Below are 19971 nucleotides of genomic sequence, written 5' to 3'. Positions count from 1 at the left end.
CTAGTTTTCCTTTTTTATTTCCTCGACCGGGTAATCTGTTGAATAATCATTATAAATTCCTTCAGTCACGTACTGCTTATTGTCATTTGTTAATAAAATTGCATCAAATTTTTTACTATTTTTCTGCCAATATTCTTTGGCCTTGTCAAGTCCCATGATAAATAATGACGTTGATAATCCGTCTGCTAAGGTTCCATCTTCGCTAACTATTGTAACTGATTTTAAACCTGAGTCTGCCGGATATCCTGTCGCAGGGTCAATAATATGATGATATATTTTTCCATTGTTTTCAAAATAACGTTCATACCCTCCTGATGTAATAACAGCCTTGTTTTCTATTGCTAAAACACCAATATAATCTTCTTCGTTATCAGGATTCTGAATTGCTACTTTCCATTTACTCTTGTCTGTTTTGCAGCCTAGTGCCTGTACATTTCCACCTAAGCTTACCAAACCGCTTTTGATACCATTTGCATCAAAAATTTTCATAATTTCTGACGAAGTATAACCTTTTGCAATTCCTCCGAAATCTATTTTCATTTTTTTGCCCAATTTTGCTACTCGTGTTTCTTTGTTATATTCAATTTTTGATTCGTTAATATTTTGTAATGCTTTATTTAATTCTTTTTCATCAGGGATTTTGTAATTTTTCGTATCAAATCCCCATAGCTGCATAATTGGATATATTGCAGGATTAAACGCTCCATCTGTGCTTTCAGATATTTCTAAAGATTGTTCCATTATATTTCCAACATCCTCTGACAATGTTAACTTTTTTTCACTATTTAATTTACTGATTTCACTTTCACTGTTTCCTGTTGAAAGCATATTGTCTAATTCGTTTATTTTTGCTGTTGCTTCATCTACTGCCTTTTTAGCATTTTTGCCATATGCTGTTATTTCCATATATGTGTCCATTGCAAATAGTTCATTACTTGCCTTTTGTTCTTCTGTTTTTTGGCTTGTTGTATATTCAGTTTTATTTAAATTGCTGTTCTTGCATCCACATAATATAACTGCAAATGCTATTAACATAATTATTTTTTTCATTTGTATTGCCTTTTGTTTTTCTTTATATGTTTTAAGGTTAGTTGCATCTTATGCTAGTTATTCTTTTCTAACTCTGCATAGTCTAGCATATCGCTTTTTTCTTGTCAATGTGCCAATATATGGGAATTTCAAATTGTTTTGTATTTTCACTTTTCCCCAGCTGGCAGATATTTTCATAGCATACACGTTGATTTTCCTTTCCCCAGCCGGCAGATATTTTCATAGCATACACGTTGATTTTCCTTTCCCCAGCCGGCAGATATTTTCATAGCATACACGTTGATTTTTTTATTTTGCTGCGCCGCTTATTGTAAGTTCAAAAGATAAACTCGCCTATCGGCTCAAACATATCTTTTGAACTTACGTTATGCTCGCAAAATTTCAAAAATCTGCCTATCGTTTGCTTATGAAAATATCTGCCGGCTGGGGTATGGAAATTTTGTTGCTCTGGATATATCTGCCGGCTGGGGTGTGGAAATTTTGTTGCTTATGAAAGTTTCTGCCGACTGGGATAAGTATATTATGTCGCTTATGAAAGTTTATGCCGGCTGGGATGAAGATACTATGTCGATTATGAACGTTTATGACGACTGGGCTGGGAATTGTGTTGTCTATGAATTTTCTGTTAGCTGAAACAATGTTAAATGTATTATTTCCTTGAAAAATATTTGCTAAATATGCCATATATTAATTGACAAAAATCCTGTTTAAGCAATATGCTATAATCATGTTAAAAAAGGATATATTTAATGATGAAAAAATTTATAGAATTAGTACGTAAAGAAACAGTATTAGTAATTGCATGGGTCTTGGCAATTATATCCGCATTTTTTGTAAAACCAAATATTAAATACATAGATTACATAGATTTTAGAACGCTTGGAATATTATGGAGCCTTATGGTTATCATGGAAGGGTTAAGTTGTAATGGATTATTTGAAAAGATAGGTTATAAATTATTAAAAAAGACGAAAAATGTATGGCAGCTAAGTATAACATTGGTATTCATTTGTTTTTTCTCAAGTATGTTAATTACAAATGACGTTGCACTTATTACATTTGTTCCTTTTACAATGATGATTTTAGGAAAATGTGAAAAACAAAATTTATTGATTCCAATAATTGTTTTGCAAACCATTGCAGCTAATCTTGGAAGTATGCTTACTCCAATTGGCAACCCTCAAAATTTATATTTATATGGTTTATGGGGAGTTAACATATTTACATTCATAAAAACTATTTTACCTTATTCAATTGTTTCATTTTTTCTTCTTTTACTATTTTTGTTTTTTATTAAGGATAAGAAAAGTAAAATTGTTGTTGATGGTAAAGAAAATGATATTATTCAATATAAGGGGAACTTATTTTTCTATGTAATTTTATTTGTAATCGCATTAGGAACTGTATTTAAATTAATTCCTTATTATATTCTTATATTTCTTGTGTTTATTGTTGTGTTTTTTATACAGCGAAATGTGCTATATAAAATAGATTACGCATTACTTTTTACATTTATTGGATTTTTTATTTTTACGGGAAATATTGGTTCACTTCCAATGGCAAATAAGTATTTGGCTTCAATTGTTATAGGAAATGAAATTGGAATTGGGGTACTTGCGAGTCAGGTGATAAGCAATGTTCCTTCTGCCTTGCTTTTATCTGGTTTTACAACAAACTATAAAGGATTACTTATAGGTGTAAATGTTGGTGGTCTTGGAACACTTATTGCTTCAATGGCTAGTTTAATTTCTTACAAATTATATGCACATAATAACAACAGCACAAAAGGAAAATATTTGCTTTATTTTACAGTTGTAAATATTGTATTTCTTGTAGTTTTACTGATTTTAAACACTATAATTAACTGATATTCCAGTCGGCTGAAACTTTCATAAACAAACACGTTGTTTCACCTTCCCACGACCATAAGCAACACAACTTTCACAACCCCAGCCGGCAGAAATTTTCATAGCAAACACGTTGATTTTTTTATTTTGCTGCGCCGCTTATTGTAAGTTCAAAAGATAAACTCGCCTATCGGCTCAGACATATCTTTTGAACTTACGCTATGCTCGCAAAATTGTAAAAATCTGCCTATCGTTTGCTTATGAAAATTTCTGCCGGCTGTAGTTAGAAAATTCTATTTCTTTTGTAATTTATGCTTTAAGGTAGATAAAATAAAAATTACGTATTGTTTAGATTTAACAAGTTGTAATTTTTACTTTAATTTTCATTTCGGATTCTTTTGAATATTTCGTACTGTCTCTCTAATTCTTTTTTTCATCTAATAATAGATTCTTTGATCCTAATATTCTTTCTATTGCCTGACTTGGATCTAATGTGTGATATGGTAAATACAATCCTCGTAACTCTTTTGGCTTTACAATCTTGTACACTTGTATTGATGACATATTATAAGTGTATGAAAAGTACCGATACAGATATCCTATCCAATATAGTTCATTCAAATTGTATTTTACTGAACCATATTTTGATGCTCCATACTCTTCTTCTATCATATTTAATATATCTTTCGCCTGAATATTTGTCTGCAAAAAAATACCGCAAAACTCTTAATTCCATTGATTTATCACTTTCTAAATCACAATTTAGTATCTGTTGTCATAAATTCTTGTTGATTTTTTCTCACTTCTTGGAAGATCGCCAATTGCAACAGGCTTAATTATTGCTGCGATACCTATTTTAGCCTTGAATGCTGCTCCAATTTCATGTTCCATTTCATAAGCATTTGCATCGTCCTTTATTTCAACAAATAATGTAAGAATATCTTTTCCATTCAAATGATCTATCATAACCTGATATTCACTTGACGCCCCATTAATGCCTTTTAACATTTCTTCTATCTGTGATGGGAAAATATTTACACCTTTTACTTTAACCATATCATCTGTTCTCCCTAAAATAACATCGATTCTTGGATATTTAGAACCACATGGGCATTCTCCCGGAATAATTCTTGAAAGATCATGTGTACGATATCTGATAAGTGGGGCCCCTTCTTTATGTAATGTTGTAATAACTATTTCTCCAATTTCTCCATCAGGAAGATTTTTTCCTGTCTTAGGGTCAACAATTTCTATATAGACATAATCATCCCAATAATGCATTCCACATTCATGTTCACAACTGATTGCAATTCCAGGACCATAGACTTCTGTAAGTCCATAAATATCATAAAGCTTAACGCCAAGTTCATTTGCAATTCTTTTTCTCATCTTGTCTCCCCAGCGTTCAGAACCAATTATTCCTTTTTTAAGTTTAATCTTATCTCCAATACCTCTCTTGGCAATTTCTTCCGCAAGTAACAACGCATATGATGATGTTGCGCATAGAACTGTAGATTCCAAGTCAACCATCATTCTAAGCTGTTTATCTGTATTTCCCGGACCCATAGGAATAGTCATTGCTCCAAGCTTTTCAGCACCATTTTGAAATCCTATTCCGGCGGTCCATAATCCGTAACCTGGTGTAATATGAATTCTATCTTTATTAGTTACTCCTGCCATTTTATAGCAACGTGAAAACATTGTTGCCCAATCATCAATATCTTTTTTTGTATATGGAATAATAACAGGTATACCTGTTGTACCTGAAGATGAATGTATTCTTACAATTTCTTCTTCAGGCACTGCACGAAGTCCCAACGGATAAGCTTCTCTTAAATCTCCCTTCCATGTAAATGGGAGTTTCTCAAAATCCTCCTGAGACTTAATATCATCTACATTAATACCCTCCAATTTTTTCTGGTAAAAGCAATCCTGACTTGTAAGTTTTTTCAACTGTGCTTTAATTAGTTCAAACTGCTCTTCTTTCATTTTCATAATTTGTACCTAGCCTTTCAACTATGCATTTTCATGTGTTTGAAAGGCGCAAATCCAAGATTAAAAGAATGATTTGCATTGTTTTTCCTTTCTTTTTTATTTCTTTTAACCTTTTCTTCTCCTCTATGTATTTATGACAAATGCCTCTTCATTTGTCCATAATTTATAAAAAGTCTTTTAGACTTATATACTAGTTTGTTGCCATAAGTGCTTTAATGTTCATTTCAAGGAATTTCGGATTAAGTTTTGTTTCTATAGCTTTTTTAATTTCCTCTTTTGTTATTCCTAATTCATTACTATTGGCTGCTGCTCCAAGTAGTACAACATTTAAAGCCTTCGAGCTTCCTAACTCTTTACAAATCTTTTCTCCGTCCACAGCAATAAGATTAATATTTTGCTTTTGTAAATATTCTATCATCTCTTTACCATCATAGTGAAGTCCAAGACTTGCAGTTGTTGGCATTACCGGCTTTGTATTTACAACAACTGTACCTCCCTCTTTTAAATAATTTAAATTTCTTACAACTTCACCCGGTTCAAATCCGATAATTATATCCGCTTCTCCCTCAGGAATCATTGGAGCTTTTATTTCATTTCCTATTCTTACATGGCTTACAACGCTACCTCCACGCTGGGCCATTCCAATTGTTTCTGCTGTTTTTACACTTATCCCTTTATCAATTGCAGCCTGTGCAAGTAATTTTGACGCTAAAACTGTGCCCTGTCCACCAACTCCGCAAAGTAAACAATTCATATTTATACCAAACCTTTCATGCATATTATTTGTAATCTTCGATTTCCGGCAATTATTTTGTCAACAGTTCTACTGCTCAATAGCATGAACCGGACAAATATGACTGCATAATCCGCAACCAAAGCATAATGATGAATCTATTTCAATTTTCCCATCTATATTTGTCACTGCAGGACAACCTATTTCATTAATGCATTTCTTACATTTAATACATTTTTCGCTTACGGTATAAGCCTTTTTAGGCTTATTCACAGCAATACATGGACTCTTAAATATAATTGCCTTAACGCCTTTCATCTGTGCTGCTCTCTTAACCGCGTCTATTGCCTTATCAAGTTCAAATGGATTTACTTTTTCAACACTTACAACTCCTACTGCTTTTAAAACAGCTTCAATAGAAATCTTATGAGTTATTTCACCCTTTGGATTAGTATCTTTTTTCTTAACCATGTCCATCATTGTAACACCGGTTCCCGGATGTGGCTGGTGTCCCGTCATTGCTGTAGTAGAATTATCTAACACAATAAGGACTATGTCTGTCTCATTATATACAGCATTTACAACTCCTGTAATTCCTGATGCGAAAAATGTTGAATCGCCAATAAATGAAAAATGCACTTTCTCAGGTTCAATCCTATGAAGCCCCTGCGCTATTGTTACATCCGCTCCCATGCATAGACATGTATCAGTCATATCCAATGGCTTTGCATTTCCAAGTGTGTAACAACCTATGTCACCACAAAATACTGCTTCTTTTTCTTTCATTGCCTGTTTTACGGCATAAAATGAAGCTCTATGTGGGCATCCTGCACAGAGTACCGGTGGTCTTACAGGTAATTCTGGTTTTCCGCCTACTTCCTTAAGTGTTTCGTCATCTATATCTTTTGCAACTCCAAATTTAGTAAGCTGTTCTCTTACTGATTTTGCAGTATTTTCTCCTGCACACTGTACATCTTTTGTAAGTTTTCCTAACACCTTACATTTAATATTATATTTTCCACATACGTATGTGATTTCTCTTTCTATAAACGGACTTAATTCTTCTATTACAAGAACTTCATCCACTCCCTCTAAAAATCTTGCAACAAGTTGTTCCGGAAAAGGATATGAAATTCCTATTTCCAAAAATCCTGCCTTGTCATAATCTAAGTATTCCTGAACGTATTTTCTTGAAACTCCGCCTGATACAACTGCCTTCCTACTATCTTCACAAAGATGAATTTTGTTCCATTTTGATAAATCCAATTCATCTGTACTATCTGCAGAAAGTACATGTGTAAGTTTTGCATTTCTTTCCTCTATCCTAATATGGTTGAGGTAAGATGTTCTTGGGAAAATAACCCATTTCTGAGTATCTTTTATAAATCCCTCCGGTGGCTCTCTTTTTATATTTTCTAAAATTTCAATATCCGCACATCCATGGCATACTCTTGTTGTAGGTCTGAAAATTACAGGTGTGTTATATTTTTCTGACATTTCAAAAGCATCTGCCATCATCAAATAAGCTTCCTGCGGTGTTGATGGATCGAATACCGGTATTTTTGAAAAAATGCCAAATTCTCTTGTATCCTGTTCTGTCTGAGAGGATATCGGTCCCGGATCATCTGCTACTAAAACTACCATTCCACCTTTAATTCCTACATAAGATAAACTCATGATAGGATCAGATGCAACATTTAGTCCTACCTGCTTCATTGTAACCAGTGTTCTTGCACCTGCATACGATGCGCCTGCTGCAACCTCAAGAGCTGCCTTTTCATTTACTGACCATTCAATATAATATGAACCGTCATTTTTCTTTGCTGCTGTTTCTAAAACCTCTGTAGAGGGTGTTCCCGGATATCCACAAACTAAATTAACTCCGGCTCTTATCGCACCCATAGCTATTGCTTCATTCCCCATTAATAATTGCTTCATTTATGTAACCTCTTAAACATATCTCTGTAACGTTTTTATCTATTTATTATAATATTAATTATGATATATAGCAACGTTTCATTTTAAATCAAAATATCATTTTGAAACATTTTTTACGCTTCTATATCTCAAATGTTTTTCTTTATTTTATCTATCAACGTTACATCTGCCGGTAGCCAATCTACATCATATAATTGTCCTTTTGTAAGCCATTTTGCAGCTTCATGTTCTTTGAGAATTGGCTTTCCTTGTTTAATATTGCACCAAAAGCAATCCATTGAAAGGTGAAATGTTTCATAATCATATTCTACAGTATCAATCAATTCACCTACTTCAATTTCTGTTTCGATTTCCTCCATTATTTCTCTTTTCAAAGCTTCCTGCGGGGTTTCCCTCGGTTCTATTTTTCCGCCGGGGAATTCCCAACCATCTTTCATATCTCCATATCCACGCTGTGTTGCAAATATAATTGTTTGTCCTTTTTCATTTATAGATTTTATAACTGCTGCAACTACTCGTACTATTTTCATTTATAGCTTTCTCCTATTTCGTAAACAAATTTATTTTCTTATTACTTATAATGAGACGATTTTACTGCCCCCAATAAAATCGTCCCTCTTATTTTTATATTTTTCTTCAAAATGTTTTATCATAAATTTTCTTAGTTAGTCAGATACTCATAAATATCTTCTCTTACACTATGTTCTAACTCGAAAATAAAATTCATGATTGGAAGTTCTTTTCCTTTATTATTCTTTATAGTTTTCTGCATCCAGCTCTTAGGCACAACTTCACCCATATAATAAAAATCTGTACCCTCGCCATCACTCTTCTTTATAAAAAGAACTATTTTTAATCCACTATTTTTATAATTTATTATTTCCTTACTCTCTCTATTATCAATTGCCACATTACTTCTAGTCAGCCAGCTAAATGTCTTCTGATTAATAAACTGATCTTCATATTTTGTGCTTTCAGAAATATCATCCTTCTTTTCGTATGTAACAAATATTGGACACGTTCCGTGTTTGATACGATATCCATACATTGTTGAGCTTTCATCTTTATCCCAGTTCATAAGTCGACAAACATCTTTTCTTGAATATTTTCCATATAACACTAAATTATTTTCATCATGATTTGCGTACATATCCTTATATCGCATCATCCCATAATCTAAAAGATTTGATATCTCTTCCCTAAATTTCGTATTATTAAGTTTATCTAAAAACGCTAGTGAACGTTTTAATAGACCTGACTTTAAATCTAATTTAGATAGCAATTCTATCTGTGCGAATTTATTTGCATCTGCTCCGGCTACAAATTCTAAACTCATCATTCGAACCGCAGAATTATAATCAGCCTCTTTGAACTTTTCGCCTATGCTTACAAGTTCCTTAGCAAATGAATCTATCGCAACTGATTTTCCATCTAACATCATCTTTAACATCAAGAGTTCATGCGGTCTCTTACCATCAATTATCAATGATGAAATAAATGCAAGTATCTGCTCTTCTTTTTCTGTAAACACAACTGTATAATCTTTATCTACAACCCGCTGGAAATTATCATACGTTTTTGCATAGTTAATAAATAGCATAGGATCAATTTCGCCAAGTTTGTAGAAATCTATAATAGTAGGTATTCTACCAATTTTAAATTTTACCTGCATATATTTTTCTGTAAGCATTTTCTTCGTCGTAGTCATTCTATCAATTGATGCAAAAATTTTCTTTTTCGTAATCTCATCAAAATGAATTGTTGAACACCCCGGAAGCAATCGTGATCCTTCACGCACGTATTTACGCACATTGTCCTTGTTGTATGTTCTATCTCCTGACAACGCAATTGGAATTAAAAAATTGTTGCTGTAATTACCAATAAAATCAAGAATAACTACATACTCTTTATTATCCGCTTTTCTAAGTCCTCTACCTAACTGCTGTACAAATATAATTGCTGACTGCGTAGGTCTTAGCATAATGACCTGATTTACCTGTGGTATATCTACACCTTCATTAAAAATATCTACAGTAAAAATGTAATCGAGTGGCTGATTATGTTTTACTACTTCCGATTTTATTATAGGTCTTCCACAATTATCGACCTCACACTCCATCTCTAATCGTTCAATAGCCTCCTCTCTTTTCTCCTGTGAATCATCACCTGAAAGTGCAACTGTATTATAGCCTCTATAATTAAACGCATCTGATAAAGCCTTAGCTTCCTCTTTTCTGCTGCAAAAAATAAGCCCTTTTACTCTATTTCCTGAATACCCAAAATATTCGGTTTGTTCAATTATATGCTCTACTCTTTGCTCATTTGCCAAATATCTAAATTCTGTCTTTTCATCAATTTCTTTTCCATCTATAACTAAATCTGAAATTCCAAAATAGTGAAATGGGCATAATAAATCATCTTCAAGGGCATCCTGAAGTCTAATCTCACTTGCGATATTGTGTCCAAATAATTTGTAAATATCAAATCCATCTGTACGTTCAGGCGACGCCGTCATCCCTAAAAGCAATTTGGGTTTAAAATGATTAATTATTTTGTGATAACTCTCAGCCCCTGCCTTATGAGTTTCATCAATAATAATACAATCAAACCTATCTTCTTCGAATTCGGTAAGAATATAGTCTCTACTCATTGTTTGAACTGTTGAAAAAAGATAATCAACATTCATATCTTTATGATTTCCGGAAAGAATGCCTGTAGTAATTCTATTGCTAAAAACATTCTCATAAGACCTTTTTGCTTGCTTTAAAATTTGCTCACGATGAACTAAAAATAATACTTTCTTAAAACCAAGTTCTCTCATTGCAAATGCCGACGCATAAGTTTTACCGGTACCTGTAGCTGATATCAATAATGCTCTATCAACATCATTCTTCCTCAACTCCATTAAATTATTTATAAATTTAAGCTGCATTGAATTAGGCTTTAATGTATACGCTTCAAGTGACGGAATTTGTGCCTTTTTGCTTATACGCTTCTGTTCAGCTACCATTTTATTAAATAGCTGTTTTTCCCTATACTTATGTCTATAATTATCTATAAATTCTTTATATTCTTTCGTGCATTCTCTGTCATTCCATAAATTGTCGAATTCATTTATAAGTGTACCAAGCATCTCTCCCTTTTCCGTAGATACTAATCTTGTATTCCACTCAATATTCTTTGTTAGTGCATCCTGAGTTAAATTAGAACTTCCTATTATGAATCTATATTCTTCATTTTTCCGAAAAATATAACCTTTTGTGTGAAATCCATTTCCTGCTTTTCCTGTTTCATACATGCGAAGTTCTATATTTGACAATCCGGCCAATGTATCTAATGCCACAGGATCACTAAATGCCAAATAATCTGTCGTCAGAATTCTTCCAGGCACATTTCTTTTTTCTAATTCCCTAAGTGTCTGTAAAAGTGGTGTAATTCCACCCCTTGTAATAAATGCCACGCTAATTGCAAATTTGTCACATTTTCTAAGTTCATCTTCAACAGTAGAAAAAACTTTTTGCCCATTCTTATAATTGTTGTAAACCAACTGAGGTTTGTACGCCAAATTTGAATTAAATGTACTATCTATAAATGCTGTTGTGAGACCATTTTTTAATTCTGTAATTTTATCTGCTGCCATATAGTCGCTCCTTTATTATTTGCTACTTAATAGGCGTTTGCGAAACGCCACAACCCACATAAATATTGTGCTAATTTTATTTATCATCCTAAATTTTCTAGAAGCTAATTCTGCTTCTTTCCACCCCTTTTCAGTTAAAGAGTCTATTTCATAATTTGGCTCTCCATGCCGTACAATTATAATTCTCATAGTTTGTCACCTCAATTCAAATTATTATATTTCTTATGTCCATTTCTGTTTCAAAATAAATATTATTCTTTTTACTGCTAACAACTATTTATCCTTATATTTACACAATATCATAGTACTTTACCTGTTACAATTCATTTTGCTGAATAAATTCTTCAATCAAATCTGTTGTTTTTTCCTTCTATTTTTCAATTATAATCTATCCCAACAAAAAAATTCTCTGTCTAAATTTTATCATATTTTCTTGATGAGAACTATTATTATTACATTGATTTACCAACATTGATATATTTTACATTTAAATTAATTAATAAACTTTTCCTATATTTGATTGTGATGTTAGTATTGTTTTTCTACCCAAAATATAAAAGCAGAGCCTATACGAATTATTTTAATTTCTCAAATCCATATAAGCCCTGTTTTTTTATTTTATTGACATCTATTAACTTTTATTTAATATTTATTAATTTCCATCAACACTTATTAACTTCTATTTAACATATTTTGAATACATATATCCTTCAATGTTTTTTTTCTTTTCTTTTATCTGAACTTTGTACCAACCATTTGCAGTTCTTCCAACAACTGATACTTTTGTTGCATTTGGACGGGAAGAAATAATTGGATATTTTAGTCCTGCTCCTGTTCTTATTCTAAGATTTCCTTTTGTTACATTTACCTTTGCATTCCATGTTATTGATGTGGATTTTACATATCCTACTTTACCTTTGTATTTAATTAAATACCATGTTTTGTCCATATCAACTATGGTAACTTTTTCTCCTTTTTTTACATTTTGAATTACCTTTGATGACTGCTTTTTCTTTTTATACATTTTTATTTTGCCATTTGTCTTTGCAGCCTTTTTCATCTTATATGTAATTTTAGGAATTACCTGTTGCACTACCAAAGTTTCTCCACATACAGAACATTTTCTTCCACTTGTTAATCCTTCTCTTTTTGTCGTAGCCTTTACTGCTTTAAGTTTAACCGGTGTATGACCTGTAGCTTTAACTACCTGCTGTTTTTCAATAATATAACCGCATACAGAGCATTTCTTTCCGCTTGTTAATCCATCCTGTGTACATGTTGCACTTACTGCTGGTATTACTTCTACTGTGTGTTTTTCTACAGTCTTTAATATCTTTTCTTTACAGTCACTATATTTGCAGTTATGCCAATGAGTATCAGCATCACTCTCCCATTTTGTGTCACTTACATGTATGCATTTAACTACAGAAACAGCACCATTATTTGATTTTAAAGCTATATCGTCACCATTAACATTAATTGCCTGTTCAACATTAATTGCAATAATGTATGGTTTAAACTCTGCTTCATTTTTTGCTGTAAACTCTAAAGTTAAAATAGTTCCGTCTGTAGTGTTATTTTTAAGGCTGTTTAAATATGCAAGATATATAAATTCTTCCTTATCTAAAGCACTTGGTAAAGTTGCATCCTCATTATCAAATACATTTCCATTCTTTGCTGATGTCAATGTTAATGCAGAATGGTCATATCCTACTTTAAACTTAAGCCCCCAGATACCCGGGTTGTTTTTTATATCAACTGTAATAGAAAACTTATCACCTTTTTCAACTGTATCTGAAGATACTGAAATTGTACTTTCTTTAGTTTCTGTCTGTGCAAATGTCGGTACACTTACATAAATACCACTTGCAAATATAAATACTACACATAACATGGCAAACAACTTGCGAATGCCGGATTTTTTTAATTTATACATATGGAAAACCTCCTTCACGTTCATTTTCTCATAATATTGCTGTTATACCGTACTGCTTCTATTCATCTTCATCAATAGGACTAACTGTAAATCTGCCTACCTGATAGTAGCCGGAACCACCATATTTAGCATATACATTAATAGTATGTTTTTCTTCTGTTAATTTACTTCCATCAATGATAAAGTAATTTCCGTCTACTGTTACACAGGAATCATTATTGTTACCATCCCATGACGTTGAATATGTTAGATTCGATACTGCTCCGTTATTTCCATATGTAGTAAATCTAACCTTTATCTTTCCATCCTTGCTGACCTCATAATTTCCAGCTGAATAGTTAACGCTTGGATAACTTCCAAGTCCCCATGTATAATTAAGTTTGTTTGCCCAATATTCCTTATGTCTGTTCTTTATCGATTTTATGTTATCTGTGATATCATGTACCCTTGTTGTCATCCATACATGCTGACCAACCATTCTTCCACTTGATTCCATATATATCTGTGTCGGATAACAAGCATAATTTGTTGTATATCCATAATTAGTGCTTGTATCCATTTCAATTGAGAATGAAGTTTTTGCTCCATTTGACCAGGATACAGTACTATTAAGTTTCTGCGATCCACCAACTGAATCTCTGCAATCAACATAAACCTTATAATATGAGCAATTTAAGTCATACGGCTTAATTACCAAAACTCCTTCGTATAATGTTTCAAATTTCAGATAATACTGATCTGCCGGACGTGTTATTACAACATCATAAACACCTATATCTGAAGGGAATCCATTTTCGTATTCGTCCTTACTCTGTGACTTGAATTTAAACGTAAAACTGTCTTCGGTATATGTTTCTTCTTCGCTTAAATTTTCATCTTCCGGTGGATTAAATGTATACTCTGTAGCACGTTCTATAGCTGAATCATAGTAGTATGTCTGTGGATTAAATACAAATGTTTCAGCCGGAATAGGTTTTAATTTTCTCCAATGTGCATACAGTGTTGTATTTGATGTAATCAATACCTGGTCATCAGCTGTAATCTGTTCGCCTCCTTCTACCTTATTGTACCATCCAAGGAATGCGTAACCGTCTCTTACAAGTTGTGGAATTTCACCATATTTTCCATCGTATATTACTCTCTTTGTATTTTTATCTAATTCATTTCCACCATTAACATTAAATGTAAGTGTATATACAGCCGGTTTCCATTTTGCGTAAAGTGTTATGTCTTCTGTTGGAACAGTCTTTGATGTAAACATATTTTCACATGCGGCATCTGTACACCATCCATTAAATTCGTATCCTCTTTTAACAGGGGTTGGAATTGTAGGAAGAATTGTTGTTTCCTTTCTTGTTATCGGATCAACTGTATTTCCTCCATTTGTATCAAATGTCATTGTTACCAGTTTCTTAATTACATTTTTACATTCAACGTAATATGTTGTTGGTGTTGATATCTTATCTACTTCAGGGCTGATTCCAATAATATCCGTGTTATTTTCCTGAGCTACTTCAAAATAATCATAATTTGGAACCGTACCTCTTTTTAGTTTAACTACAGTATTTTCTACATCAATTCCGTTAAATACAAATGTTGCTGTTACGCTGTCATCCACATAATTTGCTTTTGCTGTAACACCCTGCATTAAGGCTTCTGCAACCTTGCTGTTAATCGGCTGTGTCAAATCAATAGTCTGTGGATAACCATTTACATTTATAGTTGCCGTTGTTGTAATTCCTGCAAATTTATTATATGCACCCTGTCGGTTAGAACCTGTTGATTCTAATTCTGAGAAATCAAATCTTTCACCATATTTTGCATAAAATGTCTTACTTTTTGTTGTCCCATTTGCATTCTGTATATCAGTTACAGTAATTGCATATGTCTTGTAATCTACATAGAAGTCATAAGTTGTGTTGTCAACAAGTGTTAATTTTTCCGTATTCTGACCATCATATCCTTTTGTCAAAGTATACTTGTAGTCATTCCAGTTAAGTAAGTTCTTTAATTCGTCTTCTGTTGGCAAATCAAATTCTTCGTTCTTTAAAAGTTTTTTGTTCCATACAGTCTTATAACCGTCAGTATCATTACCAACACGAACTGATGCAGTATAGTATTCACTTAATTCTTCAGTTGTAAGGTTTGTCCATACTACAGGAACTGTTACCGTCATGTCATACTGACTGAATGCAACCTTACTATATAGGTAAGTAATAGTCATTTCTGCAGTCATATAACGTGTGTTTTTAGGAACATTGACGTTAATTTTTCCTGTTTTATAATCAACACTAAAGTTTCTGTTTGTAAATCTAATATTATAATTTGAAGGATGTAGTGACTCTACTCCCTGAATACCTGTATTTAATTCTACATATGACAATGCTAATACATTAGCCGGAACATCCATAGTAATTCCGTTAGTGCTGTCACCATCCTCATCCTTTACAAGTATTACCTCATCCTCCTGTGGCTCGTAAGCTGTATTGTAATAAAATACATTTCTTCCTGCCGCCAGCAATGGTATTTCTTCATTTACGAAATCATTGCTGTATTCAAAAAGATTTCCTATGGCATTTGCCTCAAAACTCATCATAAAATATAAGCCAAATTCCAGATACAAAGCTCCTGCCATTCGCTCTTTACTTACAGTATTTTGCGTATTTGCCGGGCGATACTTTGAATATTCATATATAAAGAATCCATATAATTTGACATATGGTCCAAGTTCTGCCGCAATACCTACAGATGCAAATTTGCCACTACCAATACCCGCATAAAGCTTAGCTCTTATTCCTGCTTTTAAACCAATTTTACCCATTACATAAAACTGGAAATCGAATCTTTCATCTAACAAATCCATTGTAGAAGAACCTGCTGACGGTTTAAACAATCCAACTTTAAACCAGAAATTGTATCGCTTGCCTACTTCGTATTCCAAATTCGAACCGATTGCTATGTTCATATCTGCTCTAACAAGGAAGTTTACCTGTGTACCAATTACAACGCCGAAATAACATACTTCTGTTGAACAGATTTCTTTGTTTACAAGTGTTACCCAGTCTGTTTCCTTTTGCAGTGTCTCTGAATATTTATCCATGAGTGCCTGCATTCCATCGAGAAATTCTGTGCCAAGTTCTGTTTCAGTGCTTAAATCCATAACATCTAAAATATCACTTGCAACATTTGACTTTTCAAATGTTTTGCACATTTCATTCCATTGCTCTTTGTCTGTTCCGTTCATTTCCATTACTTCCCAAAGAGCATTTAAATCTTCTTTATATCCTTTTATCTGTTCTGCTGTATCATTTGCCTGGTCTATCTTTGTCTGAATTTCTTCAATCTTATCCATAACATCTTTTACAGACTTTAGACCTGCACTAAGTCCACTTGGCAAATTAGAAAGTCCTAATGCTTCTGTCGGATCATCAGCAATAGATTTGAATTTTTCCCAAAGAGACTGTTCCTCTTCTGCTACTGTATATATATTTGCGTTAAATGAAAATGCTGTAAAATTCTTTACATCCATTGATGTGTTTACACAAATACCAACCGGAATAGGGATAAAAAGAATCTCTTTTGTAACAATGCTTCCTTTTACTCGTGGCACTAATTCACATTCTTCAACAAATGTTGCTGAAAGGTCAATCTTTACCGTACCATCTTCTACCTCTACTTCAAATTCAGCTTCAACACCAACTGCAAGCTGGATTCCATTGTTAAAATGAAGTTGTTCACCTTTATTTATTATTTCAACAGAAAGCTTTACATCATCTGTTAGTTCGAAGCTCTTTCCAACATTCATTTTTCTGAGTTGCTTTGCTGATAATTGCTGACCGTTTTCATCTGTTAAAACAAGGCTTTGAAGACTCGTATTTTCTTTGAACCCATCTGTCTTTGTTACCATATCACAAAGAATGTCTGCTGCCTCTTCGCCAAATCCACTGTCTTCCATCTGTGTCTGTACGACATTTTCTAACTGTTCGCATTCTTCATCACTAATGATGTCACTTCCGGAAATAGGAATCTCAGAATAGAGGTCCATGCTTTCCTCTATATCATTCTTTTCTACTTTTTTGTATGTAATTAACTCTGTATCTTTATCATAATCTGTGATTTCACCATAATATACATCATTTCCTGATTTAATTTCATCAGTTGAAACATATAATGTAACAAAATCACCTGTTCCTATTGAATCTACTGCATTTTCATATGTACCTTCATCTCCCATCATATTTGCGTACATATCTACATCTAACTCTTCAAGACTTATTGTTCCGGTCTCTTCAGTTGGCAATTCCTGTACTATTAATGGGAAATTATCAGGCATGTTATATACTTTTGCCTGATCATTTTCATCAAGTGCTGCAAATGTTACCTCATTTCCATCTATTGCTGCTACCTTAACGTAAACTGCCGGATCTAATAATTCAGAAGTTTCATCAGTATTTCTTTCAGTTGGTTTTGTACCAACGTAAAGACAAATAATGTCATCTTCATTAAGTTTTGAAGCCTCATCATATTCAAAACTTCCACCGTTTTCATTTATCTGTTCTGAAGTCAATACGTCATAATTTTTTCCATCAACAAAATAAGTTATTTCATCCGTATCCTTTATATAAACTATGTCATCATTCATTTCCAGATTTTCAACTTCCTTCATGGCTATTGAAAATGATGCTGTTCGTATTGTTTCTTCTTTTCCATCAAACACCCAGCCATCTGCAAGATTTAACTCATATGAACATCCCTCATTAAATCCATTCGGTGCGCTGACTGTATATATGCCATCTCCATCATTGTCTTCAATACTAATTTCCACATTGTCAGAACCATCTTTAACAACTAATGTTGCTGCTTCCTGTGGTTCAATATCGCCTGACACTTTTTTTATACTAAAAGTCATATCAGGAGTCTGGTCCATTTGAGCAAATGAAGTAATATTTAATTCTTCTTTTCCTCCCATTTCCTGATATTTAGCATAAACATTTATATTATCTGTAACAGCATCATCTGAATAGAAAGGTGTTGTAAATTCTTTATCAGTATAATATCCAACTAAAACAGCATTGTCCTTTGTTGCCTTTTCCTTTGATGGTAATTCGCCTAAAGGATAATCCTTTTCAGCCGGCAAAGTTTCTATTAGTCTGTCTCCGTCATAAAAAGATACTGTTAAAAGTTTTGCTCCTAAATGAACATCCCATTCTGCAAAATATTTTTTAAGAATAAGAAAGTCCTTTAAGTCAACCTGCCCATCTGCGTTTATGTCTGAATTTGCAAATACAAAATCTTTTATTTTTTCTTCAGAAATATATTTTTTTAGTGTTAGCAAATCTCTTAAATCAATTACTCTGTCCCCATTTACATCGCCATACATGTTTCCACTGGTTTTTGCAAATATTTCTTGAGCCGGCATTTGTGAAACAATAATTGCAATTGCTAAAAATAGGGGTAACACTCTTTTCTTCATCCATTCACTCTCCTTTTCTTTACTAGTACACAGACAATCCCTGCAATAATTACCAATCCTATAATTGATATGACAATTGCACTATTTGATTTCTGTCCTGTCCAATCATTTTTTGTTTTATTTACCCCTTTTTCTGATTTACTATCCTTCCCGTTTATTTTCTTTGTTGATTTACTTTCCTCTCCTTTTTTATTTTTCTCCTTTGCCTCTTTACTTTTTTCCTCTATTTCTTTTTCCACATCTTCTTTTACAAAAATATCTGCTGCATAATTTTTCTTTTCTGTTTCCACATTTACTTTATATTTTCCGTTTTTTAAAGTATTTAAATAATCCGAACCAATTACCACATTTCCGTCTGAATCAACAGTATAACTATCCTTATCAATTTCCGTTTCATTTATTTTCACTTTATTAACTGCTTCCTTAGATTCTAATGGTATCCTGATTTCTTCGTTCTTTGCCTTATCAAATACAATATCCTCATTTTTTATATCGTAAGATACAGTAACCATGCCATCTTGCGTATCCATTTTAATAATATTTCCATCTACGTCTATTGCCTGGATTAACGTAAGCTCTATAGGATATTTTCCTTCCGGTGAATAATCTACTATTTTAAAATTAAATGTCACAACCGTTCCATTACCTTTAATATCTTTAAGACTATTTGAACTTACAACAAAAACAAACTCTTCTTTATCCGGCTTGTCCGGCATCGTCAAATCACCATCCAAAAACACTTCGCCATTTTGTACTGACTCCAAAGTTAATGCTGAATGATTATATCCAACTTTAAACTTAAGTGCCCAAATTCCACTGTTTCCACTTAAATCAATATCTACAACTGCCTTGTCATTTTTTGTTATAGTTGACGACACTGTAAGAGTCGCATTTTCTTTGGCCTGTGTAACATTATTTTCCGGTGTTATACATAAAAGCATGAGTGCTATAAGTAAACTCAAAAAAATCTTTCTCAAACTATCACCTGCCTAATTTTTTATTTAATTTTCCCCGTAACATTTTGTGAGGCATTTTGCCACCCATCGTATAACAAAAAACGTTAGACATAAATATATCCAAGAGATATAAATTCGTCTCTGTAACACAAATTAATACAAAAGTATAAACTTATCCTTATTACATAAATTTATCGTAGAGATGTAATTTTTTCTTTGTTACATAAATTTATCTCTAAAATTTCATGTTATTAATTAAATTCCCGCTCAATATATATAGAATAATTTTACCATATTTTAATGCCTATTAAATAATTCCATAAAATGGGGCTTTTCTAAATTGAATCGATTTTAATTTTGAAATAAAATGGCACACAGATAACAAAAAAAATACAGTAGTAAA

At 32.7% G+C, this 19971-nt stretch carries 12 protein-coding genes; 2 read left to right on the top strand and 10 right to left on the bottom strand.

All coding sequences use genetic code 11. The features are described from left to right. Entirely contained in the window at nt 1–1050 is a 1050-nt protein-coding gene (locus tag DWW96_RS00320) for an FAD:protein FMN transferase (protein ID WP_117908266.1), read from the bottom strand. Nucleotides 1051–1521: 471 nt separating this feature from the next. Here DWW96_RS00320 and DWW96_RS13865 point away from each other — a divergent pair, with 471 nt between their 5' ends. Both DWW96_RS13865 and DWW96_RS00315 read left to right on the top strand, forming a co-directional pair. Continuing rightward, nucleotides 1522–1683, top strand: coding sequence for a hypothetical protein (locus DWW96_RS13865; RefSeq protein WP_158562610.1), 162 nt, complete (start codon nt 1522–1524; stop codon nt 1681–1683). Between the two features lie 116 nt (nt 1684–1799). Beyond that, nucleotides 1800–2918, top strand: coding sequence for an SLC13 family permease (locus DWW96_RS00315; protein WP_347496319.1), 1119 nt, complete (start codon nt 1800–1802; stop codon nt 2916–2918). Between the two features lie 399 nt (nt 2919–3317). On the opposite strand, the gene DWW96_RS00310 is transcribed toward DWW96_RS00315, so the two are convergent. From DWW96_RS00310 to DWW96_RS00265, 9 genes are all read right to left on the bottom strand, one after another. Then, nucleotides 3318–3605: a hypothetical protein gene (locus DWW96_RS00310; protein WP_199522655.1), complete on the bottom strand. Its 288-nt coding sequence runs from the start codon at nt 3603–3605 to the stop codon at nt 3318–3320. Between the two features lie 54 nt (nt 3606–3659). Beyond that, the gene (locus DWW96_RS00305) at nt 3660–4892 is read right to left on the bottom strand and encodes a phenylacetate--CoA ligase (RefSeq protein ID WP_117908264.1); all 1233 of its coding nucleotides are present in this window, start codon (nt 4890–4892) and stop codon (nt 3660–3662) included. Between the two features lie 190 nt (nt 4893–5082). Further along, complete coding sequence (locus tag DWW96_RS00300; protein ID WP_022088142.1) at nt 5083–5646, bottom strand: indolepyruvate oxidoreductase subunit beta; 564 nt, start codon at nt 5644–5646, stop codon at nt 5083–5085. A gap of 69 nt (nt 5647–5715) precedes the next feature. Further along, complete coding sequence (gene iorA, locus DWW96_RS00295; RefSeq protein WP_243002982.1) at nt 5716–7563, bottom strand: indolepyruvate ferredoxin oxidoreductase subunit alpha; 1848 nt, start codon at nt 7561–7563, stop codon at nt 5716–5718. A 128-nt stretch (nt 7564–7691) separates the two neighbouring features. After that, the gene (locus tag DWW96_RS00290; RefSeq protein ID WP_022088140.1) at nt 7692–8093 is read right to left on the bottom strand and encodes a (deoxy)nucleoside triphosphate pyrophosphohydrolase; all 402 of its coding nucleotides are present in this window, start codon (nt 8091–8093) and stop codon (nt 7692–7694) included. Nucleotides 8094–8224: 131 nt separating this feature from the next. After that, the gene (locus tag DWW96_RS00285; protein WP_117908261.1) at nt 8225–11203 is read right to left on the bottom strand and encodes a DEAD/DEAH box helicase; all 2979 of its coding nucleotides are present in this window, start codon (nt 11201–11203) and stop codon (nt 8225–8227) included. Between the two features lie 679 nt (nt 11204–11882). Then, complete coding sequence (locus DWW96_RS00275; RefSeq protein ID WP_158562609.1) at nt 11883–13139, bottom strand: SH3 domain-containing protein; 1257 nt, start codon at nt 13137–13139, stop codon at nt 11883–11885. 58 nt (nt 13140–13197) lie between these two features. Beyond that, nucleotides 13198–18612 (bottom strand): InlB B-repeat-containing protein, encoded by a 5415-nt coding sequence (locus DWW96_RS00270; protein ID WP_117908256.1) that lies wholly within the window; start codon nt 18610–18612, stop codon nt 13198–13200. Next, nucleotides 18609–19589 (bottom strand): hypothetical protein, encoded by a 981-nt coding sequence (locus DWW96_RS00265; RefSeq protein ID WP_117908254.1) that lies wholly within the window; start codon nt 19587–19589, stop codon nt 18609–18611. Before DWW96_RS00265 ends, DWW96_RS00270 begins: the two co-directional genes overlap by 4 nt. Between the last annotated feature and the right edge of the window lie 382 nt (nt 19590–19971).

The organism is Eubacterium sp. AF17-7 (assembly GCF_003461285.1).
Lineage (GTDB): Bacteria > Bacillota > Clostridia > Lachnospirales > Lachnospiraceae > Eubacterium_U > Eubacterium_U album.
The sequence above is the reverse complement of the archived record's forward strand: the minus strand, read 5'-3'. Positions and strand labels throughout refer to the sequence as shown.